Annotated in this window: 19 protein-coding genes; 10 read left to right on the top strand and 9 right to left on the bottom strand. The window is 40.0% G+C overall.

The features are described from left to right. The first annotated feature begins 36 nt into the window (after positions 1 to 36). Both kdsA and AAFN64_RS06185 read left to right on the top strand, forming a co-directional pair. A complete protein-coding gene (gene kdsA / locus AAFN64_RS06190) occupies positions 37 to 855 on the top strand; it encodes a 3-deoxy-8-phosphooctulonate synthase (RefSeq protein ID WP_347759696.1) in 819 nt (272 codons plus the stop codon). Positions 856 to 870: 15 nt separating this feature from the next. Then, on the top strand, positions 871 to 1,716 hold the full coding sequence (locus AAFN64_RS06185) for a hypothetical protein (RefSeq protein ID WP_300485757.1): 846 nt from the start codon (positions 871 to 873) through the stop codon (positions 1,714 to 1,716). Between the two features lie 64 nt (positions 1,717 to 1,780). Here the strand turns inward: AAFN64_RS06185 and AAFN64_RS06180 are convergent, their stop codons facing one another. Both AAFN64_RS06180 and AAFN64_RS06175 read right to left on the bottom strand, forming a co-directional pair. Further along, positions 1,781 to 2,137, bottom strand: coding sequence for a DUF1801 domain-containing protein (locus AAFN64_RS06180; RefSeq protein WP_347759695.1), 357 nt, complete (start codon positions 2,135 to 2,137; stop codon positions 1,781 to 1,783). Positions 2,138 to 2,139: 2 nt separating this feature from the next. After that, positions 2,140 to 2,427: a hypothetical protein gene (locus tag AAFN64_RS06175; protein ID WP_300485761.1), complete on the bottom strand. Its 288-nt coding sequence runs from the start codon at positions 2,425 to 2,427 to the stop codon at positions 2,140 to 2,142. Between the two features lie 107 nt (positions 2,428 to 2,534). Between AAFN64_RS06175 and AAFN64_RS06170 the strand changes: the two genes are divergently transcribed. The 4 genes from AAFN64_RS06170 to creD all read left to right on the top strand — a co-directional run bounded on the left by AAFN64_RS06170 (position 2,535) and on the right by creD (position 5,288). Next, positions 2,535 to 3,143 (top strand): hypothetical protein, encoded by a 609-nt coding sequence (locus tag AAFN64_RS06170; RefSeq protein ID WP_347759694.1) that lies wholly within the window; start codon positions 2,535 to 2,537, stop codon positions 3,141 to 3,143. Between the two features lie 5 nt (positions 3,144 to 3,148). Then, the gene (locus tag AAFN64_RS06165) at positions 3,149 to 3,445 is read left to right on the top strand and encodes a transcriptional regulator (RefSeq protein ID WP_300485765.1); all 297 of its coding nucleotides are present in this window, start codon (positions 3,149 to 3,151) and stop codon (positions 3,443 to 3,445) included. 47 nt (positions 3,446 to 3,492) lie between these two features. Next, on the top strand, positions 3,493 to 3,942 hold the full coding sequence (locus AAFN64_RS06160; RefSeq protein WP_347759692.1) for a hypothetical protein: 450 nt from the start codon (positions 3,493 to 3,495) through the stop codon (positions 3,940 to 3,942). 71 nt (positions 3,943 to 4,013) lie between these two features. Next, a complete protein-coding gene (gene creD, locus AAFN64_RS06155; RefSeq protein ID WP_347759909.1) occupies positions 4,014 to 5,288 on the top strand; it encodes a cell envelope integrity protein CreD in 1,275 nt (424 codons plus the stop codon). A gap of 43 nt (positions 5,289 to 5,331) precedes the next feature. Here creD and AAFN64_RS06150 read toward each other — a convergent pair whose 3' ends face one another. The 3 genes from AAFN64_RS06150 to AAFN64_RS06140 are packed head-to-tail and all read right to left on the bottom strand — an operon-like array spanning position 5,332 to position 8,078. Beyond that, complete coding sequence (locus AAFN64_RS06150; protein ID WP_300485769.1) at positions 5,332 to 6,423, bottom strand: peptidylprolyl isomerase; 1,092 nt, start codon at positions 6,421 to 6,423, stop codon at positions 5,332 to 5,334. 29 nt (positions 6,424 to 6,452) lie between these two features. Beyond that, positions 6,453 to 7,061 (bottom strand): gliding motility-associated peptidyl-prolyl isomerase GldI, encoded by a 609-nt coding sequence (gene gldI, locus AAFN64_RS06145; protein ID WP_300485771.1) that lies wholly within the window; start codon positions 7,059 to 7,061, stop codon positions 6,453 to 6,455. A 3-nt stretch (positions 7,062 to 7,064) separates the two neighbouring features. Beyond that, positions 7,065 to 8,078: a bifunctional oligoribonuclease/PAP phosphatase NrnA gene (locus AAFN64_RS06140; protein ID WP_347759907.1), complete on the bottom strand. Its 1,014-nt coding sequence runs from the start codon at positions 8,076 to 8,078 to the stop codon at positions 7,065 to 7,067. Between the two features lie 142 nt (positions 8,079 to 8,220). Here AAFN64_RS06140 and AAFN64_RS06135 point away from each other — a divergent pair, with 142 nt between their 5' ends. Beyond that, positions 8,221 to 8,640 carry a hypothetical protein gene (locus tag AAFN64_RS06135; RefSeq protein ID WP_300485773.1) on the top strand — a complete coding sequence of 140 codons (420 nt, stop codon included), beginning with the start codon at positions 8,221 to 8,223 and terminating at the stop codon, positions 8,638 to 8,640. Between the two features lie 52 nt (positions 8,641 to 8,692). Here the strand turns inward: AAFN64_RS06135 and AAFN64_RS06130 are convergent, their stop codons facing one another. Continuing rightward, positions 8,693 to 9,760 (bottom strand): inorganic phosphate transporter, encoded by a 1,068-nt coding sequence (locus AAFN64_RS06130; RefSeq protein WP_347759690.1) that lies wholly within the window; start codon positions 9,758 to 9,760, stop codon positions 8,693 to 8,695. 31 nt (positions 9,761 to 9,791) lie between these two features. Beyond that, a complete protein-coding gene (locus AAFN64_RS06125) occupies positions 9,792 to 10,436 on the bottom strand; it encodes a DUF47 family protein (protein ID WP_136402937.1) in 645 nt (214 codons plus the stop codon). Between the two features lie 177 nt (positions 10,437 to 10,613). On the opposite strand from AAFN64_RS06125, the gene AAFN64_RS06120 reads away from it, so the two are divergent. The 3 genes from AAFN64_RS06120 (at position 10,614) to AAFN64_RS06110 (ending at position 14,522) form a co-directional block, all read left to right on the top strand. Next, entirely contained in the window at positions 10,614 to 12,242 is a 1,629-nt protein-coding gene (locus AAFN64_RS06120; RefSeq protein ID WP_347759689.1) for a carboxyl transferase domain-containing protein, read from the top strand. A 104-nt stretch (positions 12,243 to 12,346) separates the two neighbouring features. Then, on the top strand, positions 12,347 to 13,978 hold the full coding sequence (locus AAFN64_RS06115; protein ID WP_347759688.1) for a M1 family metallopeptidase: 1,632 nt from the start codon (positions 12,347 to 12,349) through the stop codon (positions 13,976 to 13,978). A gap of 118 nt (positions 13,979 to 14,096) precedes the next feature. After that, entirely contained in the window at positions 14,097 to 14,522 is a 426-nt protein-coding gene (locus tag AAFN64_RS06110; RefSeq protein WP_300485781.1) for a DoxX family protein, read from the top strand. A gap of 99 nt (positions 14,523 to 14,621) precedes the next feature. On the opposite strand, the gene AAFN64_RS06105 is transcribed toward AAFN64_RS06110, so the two are convergent. After that, positions 14,622 to 15,662, bottom strand: a complete 1,041-nt coding sequence (locus AAFN64_RS06105) for an AMP-binding protein (RefSeq protein WP_347759905.1) — start codon at positions 15,660 to 15,662, stop codon at positions 14,622 to 14,624. Continuing rightward, positions 15,655 to 16,566: a CPBP family intramembrane glutamic endopeptidase gene (locus AAFN64_RS06100; protein WP_347759686.1), complete on the bottom strand. Its 912-nt coding sequence runs from the start codon at positions 16,564 to 16,566 to the stop codon at positions 15,655 to 15,657. The genes AAFN64_RS06105 and AAFN64_RS06100 overlap by 8 nt, the downstream gene beginning before the upstream one ends. Between the last annotated feature and the right edge of the window lie 5 nt (positions 16,567 to 16,571).

The raw sequence follows: 16,571 nt of genomic DNA, 5'->3' as shown, positions 1-16,571 counted from the left end.
TTGTTGTATATTTGTTTCACTTTTTAAGAATCTATTATGAACTTATCCAATATACCGCAAATCAAACATACTGATAGCGGAAATTTCTTTTTATTGGCCGGACCTTGTGCCATTGAAGGCGAGGAAATGGCCATGCGAATTGCCGAAAAATTAGTAGGCATCACCGACAAACTTGCCATTCCCTATGTGTTTAAAGGCTCGTTTAAAAAGGCTAACCGTTCCCGAATCGATAGTTTTACCGGTATCGGAGATGAAAAAGCCCTGAAAATACTTCAAAAGGTATCCAAAGAATTTGGCGTACCAACCGTTACCGATATTCACGAAAACCACGATGCTGAATTGGCTGCCGAATATGTGGACATTCTTCAGATTCCTGCGTTTTTAGTACGTCAGACGGATCTTGTGGTAGCTGCGGCGCAAACCGGAAAAACCGTAAACCTGAAAAAAGGTCAGTTTATGAGTCCGGAAAGTATGAAACACGCCGTACAAAAAGTATTGGACTGCCAAAACGAAAACGTGATGCTAACCGATCGCGGAACCATGTTTGGTTATCAGGATATGATTGTGGATTACCGAGGAATCCCAACCATGCAACAATTTGCTACAACGGTACTCGATGTGACGCATTCGCTACAACAACCCAACCAATCGGTCGGCGTTACCGGTGGTCGTCCGGATATGATCGAAACGGTTGCCAAAGCCGGAATCGCAGTTGGTGTAGACGGTATTTTTATCGAAACCCACTTCGACCCTGCCAATGCGAAAAGCGACGGTGCCAATATGCTACACCTGGATTATTTTGAAGGGCTGATGCAAAAACTGGTAGCGATCCGTAAAACTGTAAATTCATTTTAATTTTTACTATCGATAATGAAACATCCATTTTTAATGGCTGTGCTAACTTTTTGTGTTTTTTCACAGTACACCTTTGCTCAGGAAGAAGCAATCACACCTGAAAAATACACGGCTCACAACAAAGGTAAGTTTTACGTTTTCTGGGGCGGAAACCGCGCGAATTTCACCAATTCGGATATCCATTTTCAAGGTGCCGATTACGATTTTACACTGCACGATGTTGCGGCTCAGGACAAACCCAAAGGATGGCATATTGACTATATCAACCCGGGACGAATGACGATTCCACAGACCAATCTGCGTGTTGGTTATTTTATCACCGACAAATACAATATTTCAATTGGTGTGGATCATATGAAATATGTAATGCAACAGGATCAGCGGGCGCGTATTTCCGGTACGTATCCGGCAGAATACAACAACACGGTCGTGAGCAATGGAATGGTTGATTTAACCGATGAAAGTTTCCTTACTTTCGAGCATACCGACGGATTAAACTATATCAACACGGAATTTTCCCGTGTGGACGATATTTCAAAATGGTTTGGAATTACCGATACCGACGTATTTCAGATCAATGTAACCGAAGGTGTTGGTGGTGGTGTTTTATTCCCTAAAACCAATGCAAAATTGTTTAATAAAGAACGTCATGACGATTTCCATATTTCCGGATTCGGACTTTCGGCCAAAGCCGGACTTAACCTGACTTTCTTTAAACACTTCTTTATTCAGGCCGAATTAAAAGGTGGTTATATCAACATGAACGACATCAAAACGACGTATAGCAACGACGATAAAGCGTCACAGCATTTTATGTTTTTACAACGTGTGATTGCTTTTGGTGGTATTTTTAGAATATAATTTAAAAGAGGAAAGACGCTAGACAAAAGATACTAGATAAAAAGGCTCCGTTTGGAGCCTTTTTTTATGGATATAATGTCATCGCTTCTTTGATCACATCTATTAGTGCCGTATTATCAATTTCTTCCAACGATCGGTAGCGCAGTGATTTCATTGTATTCCTACCGCCATCGGCCACCAATACATCCTGATGTTGTTGCAATTTAAAACCTCTTGAAAAACCAATGTCTACAAATTGTTTTTTATGACTCGCATTAAAAAAACAGAAAGGCCTCTTTTTATAATACATATAAGGCACTTGCCATTTGCATTCCAACTCGTACGATCCTTCCAATGTTGTTTCTAAAACGGCCAACAGGTGCAATAATATCGAACGATACGGCTCCGGCTGGTTGATAATATAGACGTCGGCTGGTTTCATAATTACAGTTGTTGCTCTTCGGTAGAACTATTTTGTGTTTTATTTTTTGCCTTACGAATCAGACGTCGTCCGTAGCGGATTAGCAAAAAGTCGGCTACAGCCAATACAATCATGGCAACAATAATCCCCATATAGTATACAATCAGAAAACTGGGTTTCTCCCCTTTCAGATGTTCCGTATACGATGTAACACCGATAAGTGCCATCAGGAGATACACTCCGAACAATATCCCTATGATAACCAGTAAATAACCTACTATACGCATCGTTTTAAATCTTTTTACAAACATATCACTTGTTTTGGTAATTTCCGATCAATCTTTTATCAGATTTATTTTCTTAAAAAATTGCTGGTTTCAAAAAATATCACTTACTTTGTTTTTCAAAGTACTTTTAAATGGATACAAATAATTATTTACAGGATTTAAAAGACATCAAGGACTTGATGAATAAATCGACACAGTTTATTTCGTTAAGCGGTCTTTCCGGCGTTTTGGCCGGTGTGTATGCTTTGATTGGTGCCTTTATGGCACAGTATCTGATCCGTACCAACACCGATGCCTATGTTTCCGTGAACAGTTCCCTGTTCCAACAACTTGTTTTGGTTGCGCTGGCGGTACTGTTTGTTTCTTTAATCACGGCGTATATCTTCACCGTTAACAAAGCCAAAAAAACAGGCGAAAAAGTATGGAACTCCTCTTCCAAAAGACTACTGATCAATTTTTTTATTCCACTGGTAACCGGTGGGATTCTGACCTTGCTATTATTTGATAAAAGCTATTACGATCTGATCGTTCCCACTACCCTTATTTTTTACGGTATGGCTTGTCTAAACGCCAGTAAATACACCTTACGGGATGTGCGTTATCTTGGGATTACCGAAATCATTTTAGGATTATTATCCGTAGTATTTTCCAATTATGGTTTGTACTTTTGGGCGCTTGGATTCGGAATCTGCCATATCCTCTACGGTACTGTGATGCATTATAAATACGACCGAAAATAATTGTTTTGAAAAGTCTGATCGAAAATATCAATAAAGCGTTTGACCATCGGATCCGTCTGGGCATTATGTCCATACTGATGGTCAACGAGTACGCCGACTTTACGACGCTTAAAGAACTTCTAGGCGTGACAGACGGCAATCTGGCGAGTCATTCCAAAGCGCTTGAAAGTGAAAACTATATCGTTATTGAAAAACAGTTTATCGGGAAAAAACCCAATACCCGCTATATCGCAACTCAGGAGGGCCGAAAAGCCTTTCAGGAACATATTGACGCTCTTGAAAAATTAATCCAAAAACACTAACGCTATTTTTTTGCTTTTTTACTTTGAAATTCAAAGTACTTTTAAATATGAAAGATAAATTATTTGAACTGTTTTACACACTTTCCAAATTACCGTATCAGCACTTTTTTAAAAAGAATACGCCATGGAACGTTACCAAAGAGGAACTACTCTCCTATCCCGAAAAAACACTAGGAAACGACCTCGGAATATTTTTAACTGCAAATCATTTTACAATGGAACCCAAACTGGAAGACCACGATGTGATGCATATTCTCACCGGAATCGGAACGTCTGTAAAAGAAGAAATCGCAATGCAATGCTACGGCAATGGAAAAAGAAGTGCCTATCTGTTTATGGTAGTACTAATCGGAACACTATTTTATTGCTTCGAATTAGCATTCTTTCACTCGTATTACAAACGAGGCCGCAAAGCATTGGCCTTTCATTACCTCGACTATTCGAAACTCTTATTACAACCGACCGAAAACATTCGAAAAACTTTTAAAATTCAATAACCTTAAATCAAATCAACATGGACCATCAATCTGAAAAAGACACTTCCAGACCGGAAGTAAACCTCCCAAAAATGCCGATTCCTTTTTTCCAAACGCCAACGGTCAAAATGATCATGATTGGCTTTCTGACGCTGTTTTTACTAATACCGCTACAATTTGTCAAAGATTTAATTTCGGAACGTTCACAGCGGAAAAATGAGGTGATTAAAGAAGTGAGTGAAAAATGGGGAAGCAGTGTTTATTTTTACGGACCTATTTTAAAAGTACCGTATACCGAAGCCAATAGCCAAACCTATAAATATGCTTATCTGTTTCCGGAAAAACTGGAAAATCAGACGACAGTCGAAACCAAACCGTTAAACCGGAATATTTATAACGCCACGGTCTACACGGCCGAAATGAATTTTAAAGGTTCCTATGTAAAACCGGATTTTGACATACAGAATATTCCGGCAGGAAATATACATTGGGACAAAGCGACCATCCTGATTCAGACCACCAATCTGAAGAGTATTAAAGATCAAGTCGACATTACATTTGGTGGCAAACCGTATACCTTCGAACCGATCTACAATAGCAATTCCGGTTATGAAGCACTGGAAACCGCTCCTATCAATATGGCAGGCGCAACTTTTCCAACTTCTTTTGATTTTAAAATCAAATACGATGGTAGTCAGCTGATCAAAATTGTACCGATTGGAAAAACGACGGAAATGAGTATGAAATCAAACTGGCATAGCCCGGGCTTTACCGGAAATTTCCTTCCGAACGATAAAACAAAAGTGATTTCAGATGATGGTTTTCAGGCCAAATGGAAAGTACTGCATATCAACAGAGCGTTTTCGCAGCAATATTTTAATACTCTACCGGATCTGAGCAAATATGCCTTTGGGGTTAATTTTATTGTGCCTGTTGACGAATATCAAAAAAATGAACGCGTATCCAAATACGGCTTCCTGGTAATCGGTCTTACGTTCCTGACATTTTTCCTGATTCAGTCCATCAGTAAAATCCGTATTCATATTTTCCAGTATTGTATGATCGGTATTGCGCTGGTATTGTTCTATACGTTGCTTATCGCGATAACCGAGCACAGTAGTTTCCGCCTGGCCTATATTCTTTCCGGTCTCGCAGTTGTTCTGATGATCAGTCTGTATTCCTTTTCCATTCTGAAGAATCCTAAATTCCCGCTGCTCATCGGTACGTCGCTATCGGCTTTGTATCTGTTTATTTATATTATCATTCAAATGGAAAATTACGCCCTTCTTGTAGGCAGTATCGGTTTGTTTATCATCCTTGGACTTGTGATGTACCTTTCCCGAAAAATCGACTGGAACAGCAATTAATCCTATAAAAAAAGTCCCGATTTTGTCGGGACTTTACTTTTATTTATTGTTTTGCTTTTGGCGCCGGTGGCGTTTCCAACATTTCGATTTCAAAGATCAAATTGGTGTTTGGCGGGATAATCGCATACCCTCTTTCTCCATAAGCCAAATGTGACGGGATAAAAAGGATCGCTTTATCACCAAATGACATATTTTCCAATCCTTCGATAAAGCCCGGGATCAAACCTTCTTTTTTACCGTAAGGGAATGGGAATGGCATATACTGATTCGCAGCGGCTCTGTTGGCATCAAGCTTTCCGAAAGCTTTTGCAACATCTTCATAGCTGGTATCAAACAAGTCTCCGTTTTCGAAATAACCGGCATAATGTACATATACCTGTGTTCCGGCAGCTGGTTTTTTACCGTTTCCTTTGTTAACAATAACATATTCCAATCCGGATTGTGTTTTAGTAGCTCCTGTTTTTGCTGCTGCAAATGCCGCTACTTTATCCGTTTTAATTTTACTTAAACCTTCGGCCAATTTCTTTTGTGCAACCGATTCGGTATCATAATAGCCTTTGAATACTTTTGGCGCGTCGAATTTTTTAGCGTCTTTTCCAACACGGATAATTGTGATTTTTTTGATCACATCGTTTTGCTCGATCTTATTTACAACATCCATACCTTGAACCACTTCTCCGAAAACACTGTGTTTTCCGTCTAACCATGGCGTTGCCTTGTGTGTAATAAAAAACTGACTTCCGTTTGTACCCGGTCCGGCATTGGCCATCGATAAGATTCCCGCTTTGGTATGTTTTAATTCCGGTGCGATTTCATCTTTAAATTTATAACCTGGTCCACCTTCTCCATTTCCGTCCGGATCACCACCCTGAATCATAAAATCTTTGATCACACGGTGAAATTTAACGTCATTATAAAACGGTTTCCCTTTGAATTTATCTTTTACAAAAGGATTTTTACCTTCGGCTAACGATACAAAATTCGCTACGGTAACCGGCGTTTTCTGGTATTCTAATTTAACGATTATGTTACCTTTATTTGTCTCGATATCGGCATAAAGCCCGTCGCCTAACTTATCGTAAGATGACGTACAAGAGCTAAATAATGCAACAAGGCCTAAAAATAAACTTGTCATTGATTTCATTTTTAAATTGATAATTATTACTAGTTTTCGGGTTGGTTTTTTGTATTTTCAGTTTCGGTTTTCGGAGCTGGCTTGCTTTTTTCGGAAGCACCCGGTTTTAAATCGGTCAATGTAACCGTACAGATTAACGGTTGATTGGTGCCGATTTTATCATTATCCCCGTGATAGCCATATGCCATATGCGACGGAAATAAGAACGTTACCTTTTCTCCTTTTTTCATCAGTTTGATTCCATCGCGAAGTCCCATCATGATGTTTTGTTTGTCCACATGATATACCTGCGATTTTAAATCGGCTTCCGAATAAATCAGTTTACCGTCCAGGTCGCTGATGTTATAATCAAAATAAGCGATATCGCCTTTTTTAGGCGTCAGGGTTTCTTTATCATTTTTGATATCATAACGATACCAGTACCCTTTAGCGGAAGCAACATAGGCCTTTGCGGTATCTTTACTGATCACCGCCTCGATAAGCGATTCTTCATTGGCGATCAGTTTTTTATTTCGCTTGATCGATTCTTTGATAAAAGTCCCCGAACTATGCGAAATCGGATGCCGTGCCTGTTGTTGAGAACAGCTTGTAAAAGCAAATCCCAAAACGGCCAGCACTAAAAAATAGATTCTTTTCATAAGTTATGTTGTCTTTTCAGACGCTAAAATAGCAATAAATTGTTGTATCGTTTCGTCTAATGGTAAAAAGGATTTTCCGCCGGCCGCATTGATATGTCCGCCGCCGTTGAAATGTTCGCGGGCAAATTGGTTTACATCAAAACCACCTTGCGAACGGAACGATATCTTAACAATCCCCTCTTCTCTGTTTTCGATAAAAATAGCCGTAAAATCGATTCCTTTAATCGATAGTCCGTAGTTTACAATTCCTTCGGTATCACCTTTCACATAATGAAACTGATCTAATTCGTCCTGACTTAAGGTAATATAAGACGTTTTGTATTCCGGTAGCAGTTTCAGGTTTTGCAAACCGCGTCCTAATAACTGCAAACGGTTATAAGAGCTTGTATCAAACAACAGATTATGAATCTTACTGTTTTCTACACCACGGTCGATCAGATCGGCTACAACACGATGTGTCGTACTGGTTGTAAGCGGGAATCGGAACGAACCCGAATCGGTTACAATCCCGGTATAAATACAGGTTGCCACAGTCTTATTGATCAAATCGGCATATCCCAATTCGGTTAAAAACGTATACACCATTTCGCAGGTAGAACCGTAACCCGTATCGGAAAACGTATATTTTGCATAGGCATCCGGCAACTGATGGTGATCGATCATGATGAATAATTTTTCCGTCAACGTTTTTAGGAAATTTTCCATCTGTTCACCGGTTCGGTGCAAAGCGTTAAAATCTAATGTAAAAACAATATCCGCCTCGTTTATCAGCGTTTCACAGGTTTTTTTCTGGGTTTCAAAAACCCGAACCGTATCGGCTCCCGGAAGCCAGTTTAAAAAATCCGGAAATTCATTGGGCGCTATGACAACCGCCTTATGGCCCAGTTGTAAAAAAGTGTGGTACAATGCCAGTGTCGACCCCATAGCGTCTCCGTCCGGATTTCGATGGGGAATGATCGCGATTTTTTTTGGCGAGGCCAATAACGTATGGATCGCTTCCATTTCATTTTTATTCATCATGCTGCGAATTTACATTTTTTTGGTTCACAAAAGGGTTAGTATTTCCTTAAAAATAAAGGTTTCGAAAAAACCAATAAAATAATACGGCATTCCGGACGTTTTTTTTGTATTATTGTCCCCATTAAAGCATAGTACTAAAATGAAAACGATTCGAAAAGCCCTACTTTTTTTGCTGTTTCTATCCGGAAGCAGTCAGCTTTATAGTCAAGATTACCGTTTTGTCACGACCGGTGTCAGCGTGGCCGAAAAAGATAAAAAAGGAAAATGGAGCGATTATACCGAATTCCGTAAAGCGGAAATCATTATCGATCTGAATACTCAAAAAAACCGGATTATGGTTTATTCCAACGTCGAACAGTTGTTTAAAATCATTAAATATTTCGATGTTAAATCTACCCCTACCGACGACATTGCTTCTTTTCAATGTGTCACCAACGAAGGAGATGATTGTACGATTGCTATTTACACCCGTAAAAAACAAGGTAACCGCAAACAATTATACATCTATTACAACGACCGGATTGTGGTTTACAACATGAAATATCTAAAAGATAAATAATAAAAAAAAGAGCTGTCAAATGACAGCTCTTTTTTTTTATTTCAATTTCCAATTACAGGAACATTTTCAAAATATAATACATTATTGCCGCGATCAGGGCCGAAACCGGGATCGTAAGAATCCAGGCCCATAGCAGGTTAATCGTTACACCCCATCGTACCGCTGAAATACGTTTTGTAATTCCAACCCCGATAATCGAACCGGTAATGGTGTGTGTCGTTGATACCGGAACGCCCATATGCTCAGTTAAATATAAGGTAACCGCACCGGCAGTTTCGGCTGCTACACCTTCTAATGGTGTTACTTTGGTAATTTTAGATCCCATGGTTTTAACGATCTTCCATCCACCGCTTAGTGTTCCCAAACCGATCGCAAGGAAACTCACAAAAGGAACCCAGGCCCAGTCTTCCACAAAGTGTGCAAAACGGTGATTCGAATCCAAAGCGGTATAGGCTACGTCACCAATGTTCATATGGTAACAGATTACAGCAGCTCCGATAATACCCATAACTTTTTGGGCATCGTTACCTCCGTGTCCTAAACTGAACAAAGCCGAAGATACTAACTGTAATTTTTTAAACCATTTATCGGCTTTATGTGGATTGGCCTTTCGGCAGATATTCATAATTAAAATGGTAATCAGATAGGCAATAAACATACCGATTAACGGAGCACAAAAAATAAACAGGAACGTTGGTATTACTTTGGCGTAGTTAATTACGTCTACTCCGTTATCGGATAAAGCGCCGGCATGTGCCAGTGCTGCTCCCATAAAACCTCCCAATAAGGTGTGGGATGAAGAAGACGGAATTCCAAGCTTCCAGGTTAGTAAGTTCCAGATAATTGCTGCGATAAGTCCGGCCAGAATCACTTCCAGCGTGATAAAGTTTTCGTTAACCGATTTGGCAATGGTGTTACCAATCTTAAATTCACCGATCCAGTACATGGAGATAAAATAAGCTGCGAAGTTAAAAGCCGCCGCCCATAATACCGCCTGAAAGGGCGTCAGTACTTTTGTTGCCACGATGGTCGCAATCGAGTTGGCCGCATCGTGAAAACCGTTGATATAATCAAAAATCAGTGCTAATACAATGATAATGACAAGTAATGTAAAATCCATACGATTTATTTTCTGGGGGTGATGACTGTTGTTATGAATATTTAACCGTTACCGATTCTAAAACATTGGCAACACTCTTACACTTGTCGGAAGCAGTCTCTAATGCCGATAATACTTCTTTGTATTTGATGATATTTTTAGCATCGGTTTCGTTTTCGAAAATATCCGCTACGGCTTTATCGAATACGTTATCCGCTTTACTTTCCAGTTTGTTGATTTTTTTACAAGCATCAGCAATGGCTTTTAAGTTTTTAAGGTCTTTTAATTCCTTAATTGCATTTCCGATATGCTGACAAGCTTCCAAATTGATTTCCGTTAATTTACGGATCGATTTTGTAATTTTTTCTACCTGATACAAACGCATTCTACTTGCCGCTCCGTGCATATAATCGGCTACGTCATCGATAGCAGTGATCAAAGCGTGGATATCTTCACGGTCGAATGGCGTGATAAAGTTACGGCTTAATTCCAGGTTTGTTTTATGGGTAATTTCTTCGATGTTAGCTTCTAACTCTTCAATCTTTTTGAAGTACTCTTCTCTTTCATTTTTCGGTGCATTTACTGCTTCGTGAAGGGTTTCTGCCAATTGAATCAGGTTAATAGAAGCCTGCTCAAAAAGAGGAAAGAATTTCTTATCTTTCGGTACTAAAAACTGGAAAATGTTGTTTAATGACATCATATGTTAATTTAATGACGCGAAATTACCCTTGTAATGTTAAGCTAACGTTAACTAAATAACAATTCATGTTTAATTAATCCCCTTCAAAAACTTCAATAGACACCCACTTTTTTATTGGTAATTAAATCGTAAATTAGCGCTCCAACAAACAAACTCAAAGCGAAACAACATATAATGGACTTAAACTTCAACAAAAACGAAGATCATAACAAGCTTTTAGTCTCCGAATTAAAACAAAATTTAGCAAAAGTAAAGCTCGGAGGTGGCGAAAAACGAATTGCAAAATTACACGCCGAAGGCAAAATGACAGCCCGTGAGCGTATCGATTATTTATTGGACGAAAAGTCAAAAAGTGTCGAAATCGGTGCTTTTGTAGGCGACGGCATGTATAAAGAACACGGCGGATGTCCATCCGGTGGTGTGGTTGTCAAAATCGGATATATCAAAGGAAAACAATGTATTGTTGTTGCCAATGATGCTACCGTAAAAGCCGGAGCCTGGTTTCCGATTACCGCGAAAAAGAACCTGAGAGCACAGGAAATCGCAATGGAAAACAAATTGCCGATTATTTATCTGGTGGATAGTGCCGGAGTATACCTTCCGATGCAGGATGAGATTTTCCCCGATAAAGAACACTTTGGTCGTATTTTCCGCAACAATGCCATCATGAGTAGCATGGGAATCACCCAAATCGCTGCCGTAATGGGAAGCTGTGTTGCCGGTGGTGCGTATCTTCCGATTATGAGTGATGAAGCCCTGATTGTAGACAAAACCGGAAGTATTTTCCTGGCCGGAAGTTACCTGGTTAAGGCTGCTATTGGCGAAACGATTGATAACGAAACGCTGGGTGGCGCAACAACGCATTGCGAAATTTCAGGAGTAACCGACTATAAAGCCAAAGATGACAAAGATGCTTTGGATACGATTAAAAACATTGTAGGTAAGATTGGTGATTTCGAAAAAGCCGGATACAACCGTGAAAAGCCGGCCAAACCTGCTTTGGATGAAAACGAAATTTACGGTATCCTACCGAAAGCGCGTTCCGAACAATACGATATGATGGACATCATTAATCGTTTGGTAGACAATTCGGAATTCGACGAATATAAAGCCGGGTACGGACAAACAATTATTACCGGTTATGCCCGTATTGACGGTTGGGCCGTTGGAATTGTAGCCAACCAACGTAAAGTGGTTAAAACCAAAAAAGGCGAAATGCAATTTGGTGGTGTTATTTATTCCGACAGTGCCGATAAAGCAACCCGTTTTATTGCCAACTGTAACCAGAAAAAAATCCCGTTGGTATTCCTTCAGGATGTAACCGGATTTATGGTAGGATCCAAATCCGAACATGGCGGTATTATTAAAGACGGTGCCAAAATGGTAAATGCCGTATCCAACTCCGTTGTTCCGAAATTTACCGTAGTAGTAGGAAACTCCTATGGTGCCGGAAATTATGCGATGTGCGGAAAGGCTTACGATCCAAGATTGATCTTCGCCTGGCCAAGTGCCGAACTAGCCGTTATGGGCGGTGCGCAGGCAGCCAAAGTGTTATTACAAATTGAAGCGTCTTCGCTAAAAGCCAAAGGAGAAGAACTGACTTCGGAAAAAGAAGCCGAGATGTTCGACAAAATCAAAGCGCGTTACGATGCGCAGGTATCCCCTTATTATGCCGCTTCACGACTTTGGACCGATGCTATTATCGATCCGTTGGATACCCGTAAATGGATCTCCATGGGAATCGAAGCTGCCAACCACGCTCCTATTGAAAAACCGTTTAACCTTGGCGTAATCCAGGTTTAACACAACATATTGTAACAATTTTAAAAATCTACTACTTATTCGTAAGCAGTAGATTTTTTATTTATACTACCGTTTTCTTTACCCGGATTAAAATCAATACGACTATGAAAAACCTTATACTCGCTTCTCTTTTATTACTTGGTTTCCAACAGGTTTCCGCTCAGCTCATCACCGAAAAAGACGTTTTTACCCGTAGGGATTCCCTTCATGGTGGTTTGCGGGCCGAACGTACCAGTTATGACGTACAACGTTACGACCTGAACATCAAAATCAACCCGGAAGAACGTTCGATCACCGGTTATAACGACATCACTTTTAAAGTGGTTACGCATACCAATATGATTCAGGTAGATCTGTTTGAAAACATGAAAGTCGACAGTATCGTGTTTCAAAATAAAAAACTGGACTACAAACGCGATAACGATGCCGTTTTTATTGCCTTTCCGGAACGCCTTCTAAAAGGAAACACCGAAACCATACGGTTTTATTATTCCGGAAAACCCATCGTAGCCAAAAATGCACCATGGGATGGCGGTTTTGTATTTAGCAAAGACAGCAAAGGAAAAGACTGGATCGCCGTAGCCGTACAAGGAACCGGAGCAAGTTTGTGGTATCCGGTTAAAGATTCGCAAACCGACGAGCCCGATAATGGCGCCTCCGTAAAAGTAGCGGTTCCAAACGGTTTGATGAATGTTTCTAACGGTCGTTTTAAAGGTAGCGAAGATTTAAAAAATGGGTATACCCGTTGGGATTGGGAGGTGATCAACCCGATAAACAATTATGACATTACGGTTAATATCGCCGATTATGCGCATATCCACGACAATTACAAAGGTCTTGATCTCGATTATTATGTGTTACGTGAAAATGAAGACAAAGCCCGTAAACATTTTGAAGAAGTAAAACCGATGATGGATTGTTTCCAGTCGAAATTTGGAAAATATCCATTCTGGGAAGACAGCTATAAATTGGTCGAAACACCTTATTTAGGTATGGAACACCAAAGTGCCGTAGCCTACGGAAACAAATACCGCAAAGGCTATCTGGGATCGGATCTGAGCGGTACCGGTATCGGACTGACATTTGATTTTATCACAATACACGAATCCGGACACGAATGGTTTGGAAATAGCATTACGTCTAAAGATATTGCCGATATGTGGATTCATGAGGCATTTACCACCTATACCGAAGCGGTTTTTGTAGAATGCAATCTGGGTTACGACAAAGCGTTAGCTTATGTAAACGGTCAAAGTCGCAACGTTAAAAACGACCGTCCTATTATTGGTTTTTATGGTGTAAATAAAGAAGGTTCGGGCGATATGTATTACAAAGGTGCCTTGATGCTCAATACGATTCGTCACATCCTTAACGACGACGCCAAATGGTGGAAGCTTTTACTGGATTATTCCGAAACCTATAAAAAGCAAATTATCGATACCGAAACGGTTATCGCTTTCTTTAATAAGGAAACCGGAAAAGACCTGACACCGATATTCAACCAATACCTACGCTATAAAAACATTCCGGTATTGGAACTTCGAACTCAAAACAACCGTTTGGAATACCGTTGGAAAGCCAATGTGGATAATTTCCAGATGCCGGTAGAATATACTTACAAAGGGAAAACCGCCCGAATTGACGTTACTACCGAATGGCAAAAATTTGACAAAAAGGTAACCGCCGATCAATTGGAATTTAATACTAAAAAGATGTATTACAATGTTCAGAAATAATTTACAAAATATATCATTTTAACATTTAAAACCCACAAAAACACAACTTTTAACCGATAAATTATCAAATATTGATTTTATTTAGTAACTTTCATACTAAATCAAATTGTCATTTGTTATGGATAGAGTAAAAAGTTTAAACAAATGGGCCAACGCTCATACCAGCTATCCGATAGATCTGGTGCGTATTGGCCTTGGTGTCTTTTTGTTTTTAAAAGGCGTATTTTTTATCACAAACAGACAGTACTTACACGAAATTCTCGGTCATATGAACAAGAATTTTGGTAGTGAAATGCTACTAATCCATTATGTGGCCTCGGCACATATGGTAGGCGGTATTATGATCGTTTTCGGATTACTGACCCGCTGGTCGATTTGGGCGCAATTGCCGATACTAATCGGAGCGGTGATGATTAACTTTTTAGGACAAATGAATGTACAAAACCTGATTATGGCCGCTATCACGCTGTTGGTTTGTGTCTTTTTCCTATTCTACGGAAGTGGAAAACATTCGGCCGACTATTATTTTAAAATGAACCAATAGTTCTTATAAAAAACCCGCCACAAAGACCACTTGAACCAACGTGTATTCAGAAACGTGTTGTGAACAGCTAACAGGTGACTTTGTGGTTTTTTTATGCCCTTATGCCACGGTTTCCTTCCGCTTGATTTTTCCGGTTTCGGTTTCTTTAAAATGGGTTACAAAAAGGATTTCTTTCGGTTTTTCAAATTTATCCAATTTGCCAAAAGCTTCCGGTGCCAGGGTATACGGTTCCCCTTCGATCACCAATACCAACTTTTCGCCCAGCGTATCGTCTTCCTTTCCGATCACAAAATAACGTTGCGGTATAGCCATAGCCAGCTTCTCTTCGATCTGTTCCGGGAACAATTTCACGCCACCACTATTGATCACGTTGTCATAACGTCCCAACCATATAAATTGCTTTTCTCCGATTATCGTTACCATATCGTTTGTTACCAAGGATTCCTCACAAATGCGTGGTGCGGTTATCACCAGACAACCGCGTTCGTCGGTAGCAATATGTATTCCCGGTAATAGCGTAAAAGCTGTTTCCTGTATTTTTTTGGCCGCAATATGGGTAATTGTCTCCGTCATCCCATAGGTTTCATAAATGGCCACCGGTAGTGTTTTTAACTGTTCGACCAAAGTGGCGTTTAGTTTGGCTCCACCGATAATTAGTTTTTGAACCTGATCCAATTCGGCCAGTGATTGTTCCACCTGCAAAGGTACCATCGCCGCAAAATCGTATTTTTTTCCCGTTATATCCAACGGACGGGAATCCGGTACGACATAATCCAACTCCAATCCGAGGATAAAGGCGCGCACCAACATCATCTTACCGGCTATATATTGTATCGGCAAACAATGAAGTGCCGTATCGCCCGGTTTTAAATCGAAAAAATCGCCTGTTGCCAGTGCCGAATTAACCATTGCCGCCTTTTGTAAGTGTATTTTTTTAGGCGTTCCCGTGGTTCCGGAAGTTGTCATTTCGATATATTCTTTTCCGTCAAACCATTCCAAAATAAAGTTCCCTAATGCTTTTTCGTGGGCGTCTCCTTCTTTTACAAAAACATAGGCTTTATCATACAGTTCTTTTCCGTTAAAATGCAGCCCGTTTAACTTAAAACGATTGTGCACATTTTTGTAGGTTAGTTTATTCATCATAATCCTCTTTATTTTCAAATACGATTTTACCGGTTAGCTTTTCTTTCCAGTTTTTCCATTGGTATTTTCGCGAATAGATATACAGCAATACCGGGAAGATAACGAACACCGGCAGTATCACATCAAAACCGGCCGATGGTTCCGACATATCTTTTAAAATGGAATGGGTCTGAAAAACCGTCCAGTCGGAAGTAACCAAAAGTGCTCCAACCAGGTTATTGGCCGCATGGAAACCCAACGCCAGTTCCAAACCTTCGTCCATTAGTGTCATTATTCCCAGAAAAAATCCGGTTCCGATATAATATATCAATATAATATTTCCCATTTTCCCGACTTCCGGGTTGGCAATATGCAGTAGTCCGAACAATATAGAAGTGGTCAAAAATGGAATCAACCGACTTCGTGTCACCACACCGATACCTTGCATCAGGTAACCGCGAAACAAGTATTCTTCGAAACTGGTTTGCAATGGGATAAACAATACCGCCAATATCAGAAAGGTAAAAAACGGTCCCGGTTGGAAATTGAACGTAAAGTTTTCGGGATGCGAAAAATAAACCGCCAGCGTCAGTACGATCGATATTGTTGCCCATAATCCGAATGAAAATAAAATCCGGCTCCAATCCACTTTTGGCCGCGAAGTCGTCAAACTGGTAATACTTTGACGGTGTATCACTTTTACCCAAACCCATAACAACAGACAAGCAATAGAAAGTGGCAGAATAATCATTACAAAGGTCATATTTTCACCAAAAGCGGCTATGGTTTGATGCATTGCCTGTTCGGTATCGATCTCGGAAGCCGCCATATAATTGGCAATCATAACGGCAAAAAAGAACACCGGAATCGGTAAATACAAAAAGAAACGAAAGTTTTTGGTTTTGACTTGTTCGATAAACATATCTG

The sequence above is a fragment of the Flavobacterium sp. CAU 1735 genome, assembly GCF_039888695.1.
In the GTDB taxonomy this organism is placed as follows: Bacteria; Bacteroidota; Bacteroidia; order Flavobacteriales; family Flavobacteriaceae; genus Flavobacterium.
Note: the sequence above shows the minus strand (reverse complement) of the source record. Positions and strands in the feature narration are given on the sequence as shown.

What these genes read in the sequence shown, in the direction of transcription:
- AAFN64_RS06180 (WP_347759695.1), bottom strand. Translation starts at nt 2,137, where the DNA reads ATGAAACCAGCCGACGTCTATATTATCAACCAGCCGGAGCCGTATCGT.
- AAFN64_RS06160 (WP_347759692.1), top strand. Translation starts at nt 3,493, where the DNA reads ATGAAAGATAAATTATTTGAACTGTTTTACACACTTTCCAAATTACCG.
- AAFN64_RS06140 (WP_347759907.1), bottom strand. Translation starts at nt 8,078, where the DNA reads ATGAATAAAAATGAAATGGAAGCGATCCATACGTTATTGGCCTCGCCA.
- AAFN64_RS06125 (WP_136402937.1), bottom strand. Translation starts at nt 10,436, where the DNA reads ATGTCATTAAACAACATTTTCCAGTTTTTAGTACCGAAAGATAAGAAA.
- AAFN64_RS06115 (WP_347759688.1), top strand. Translation starts at nt 12,347, where the DNA reads ATGAAAAACCTTATACTCGCTTCTCTTTTATTACTTGGTTTCCAACAG.
- AAFN64_RS06175 (WP_300485761.1), bottom strand. Translation starts at nt 2,427, where the DNA reads ATGTTTGTAAAAAGATTTAAAACGATGCGTATAGTAGGTTATTTACTG.
- AAFN64_RS06110 (WP_300485781.1), top strand. Translation starts at nt 14,097, where the DNA reads ATGGATAGAGTAAAAAGTTTAAACAAATGGGCCAACGCTCATACCAGC.
- AAFN64_RS06135 (WP_300485773.1), top strand. Translation starts at nt 8,221, where the DNA reads ATGAAAACGATTCGAAAAGCCCTACTTTTTTTGCTGTTTCTATCCGGA.
- AAFN64_RS06170 (WP_347759694.1), top strand. Translation starts at nt 2,535, where the DNA reads ATGGATACAAATAATTATTTACAGGATTTAAAAGACATCAAGGACTTG.
- creD (WP_347759909.1), top strand. Translation starts at nt 4,014, where the DNA reads ATGCCGATTCCTTTTTTCCAAACGCCAACGGTCAAAATGATCATGATT.
- AAFN64_RS06105 (WP_347759905.1), bottom strand. Translation starts at nt 15,662, where the DNA reads ATGAATAAACTAACCTACAAAAATGTGCACAATCGTTTTAAGTTAAAC.
- gldI (WP_300485771.1), bottom strand. Translation starts at nt 7,061, where the DNA reads ATGAAAAGAATCTATTTTTTAGTGCTGGCCGTTTTGGGATTTGCTTTT.
- kdsA (WP_347759696.1), top strand. Translation starts at nt 37, where the DNA reads ATGAACTTATCCAATATACCGCAAATCAAACATACTGATAGCGGAAAT.
- AAFN64_RS06130 (WP_347759690.1), bottom strand. Translation starts at nt 9,760, where the DNA reads ATGGATTTTACATTACTTGTCATTATCATTGTATTAGCACTGATTTTT.
- AAFN64_RS06185 (WP_300485757.1), top strand. Translation starts at nt 871, where the DNA reads ATGAAACATCCATTTTTAATGGCTGTGCTAACTTTTTGTGTTTTTTCA.
- AAFN64_RS06150 (WP_300485769.1), bottom strand. Translation starts at nt 6,423, where the DNA reads ATGACAAGTTTATTTTTAGGCCTTGTTGCATTATTTAGCTCTTGTACG.
- AAFN64_RS06120 (WP_347759689.1), top strand. Translation starts at nt 10,614, where the DNA reads ATGGACTTAAACTTCAACAAAAACGAAGATCATAACAAGCTTTTAGTC.
- AAFN64_RS06100 (WP_347759686.1), bottom strand. Translation starts at nt 16,566, where the DNA reads ATGTTTATCGAACAAGTCAAAACCAAAAACTTTCGTTTCTTTTTGTAT.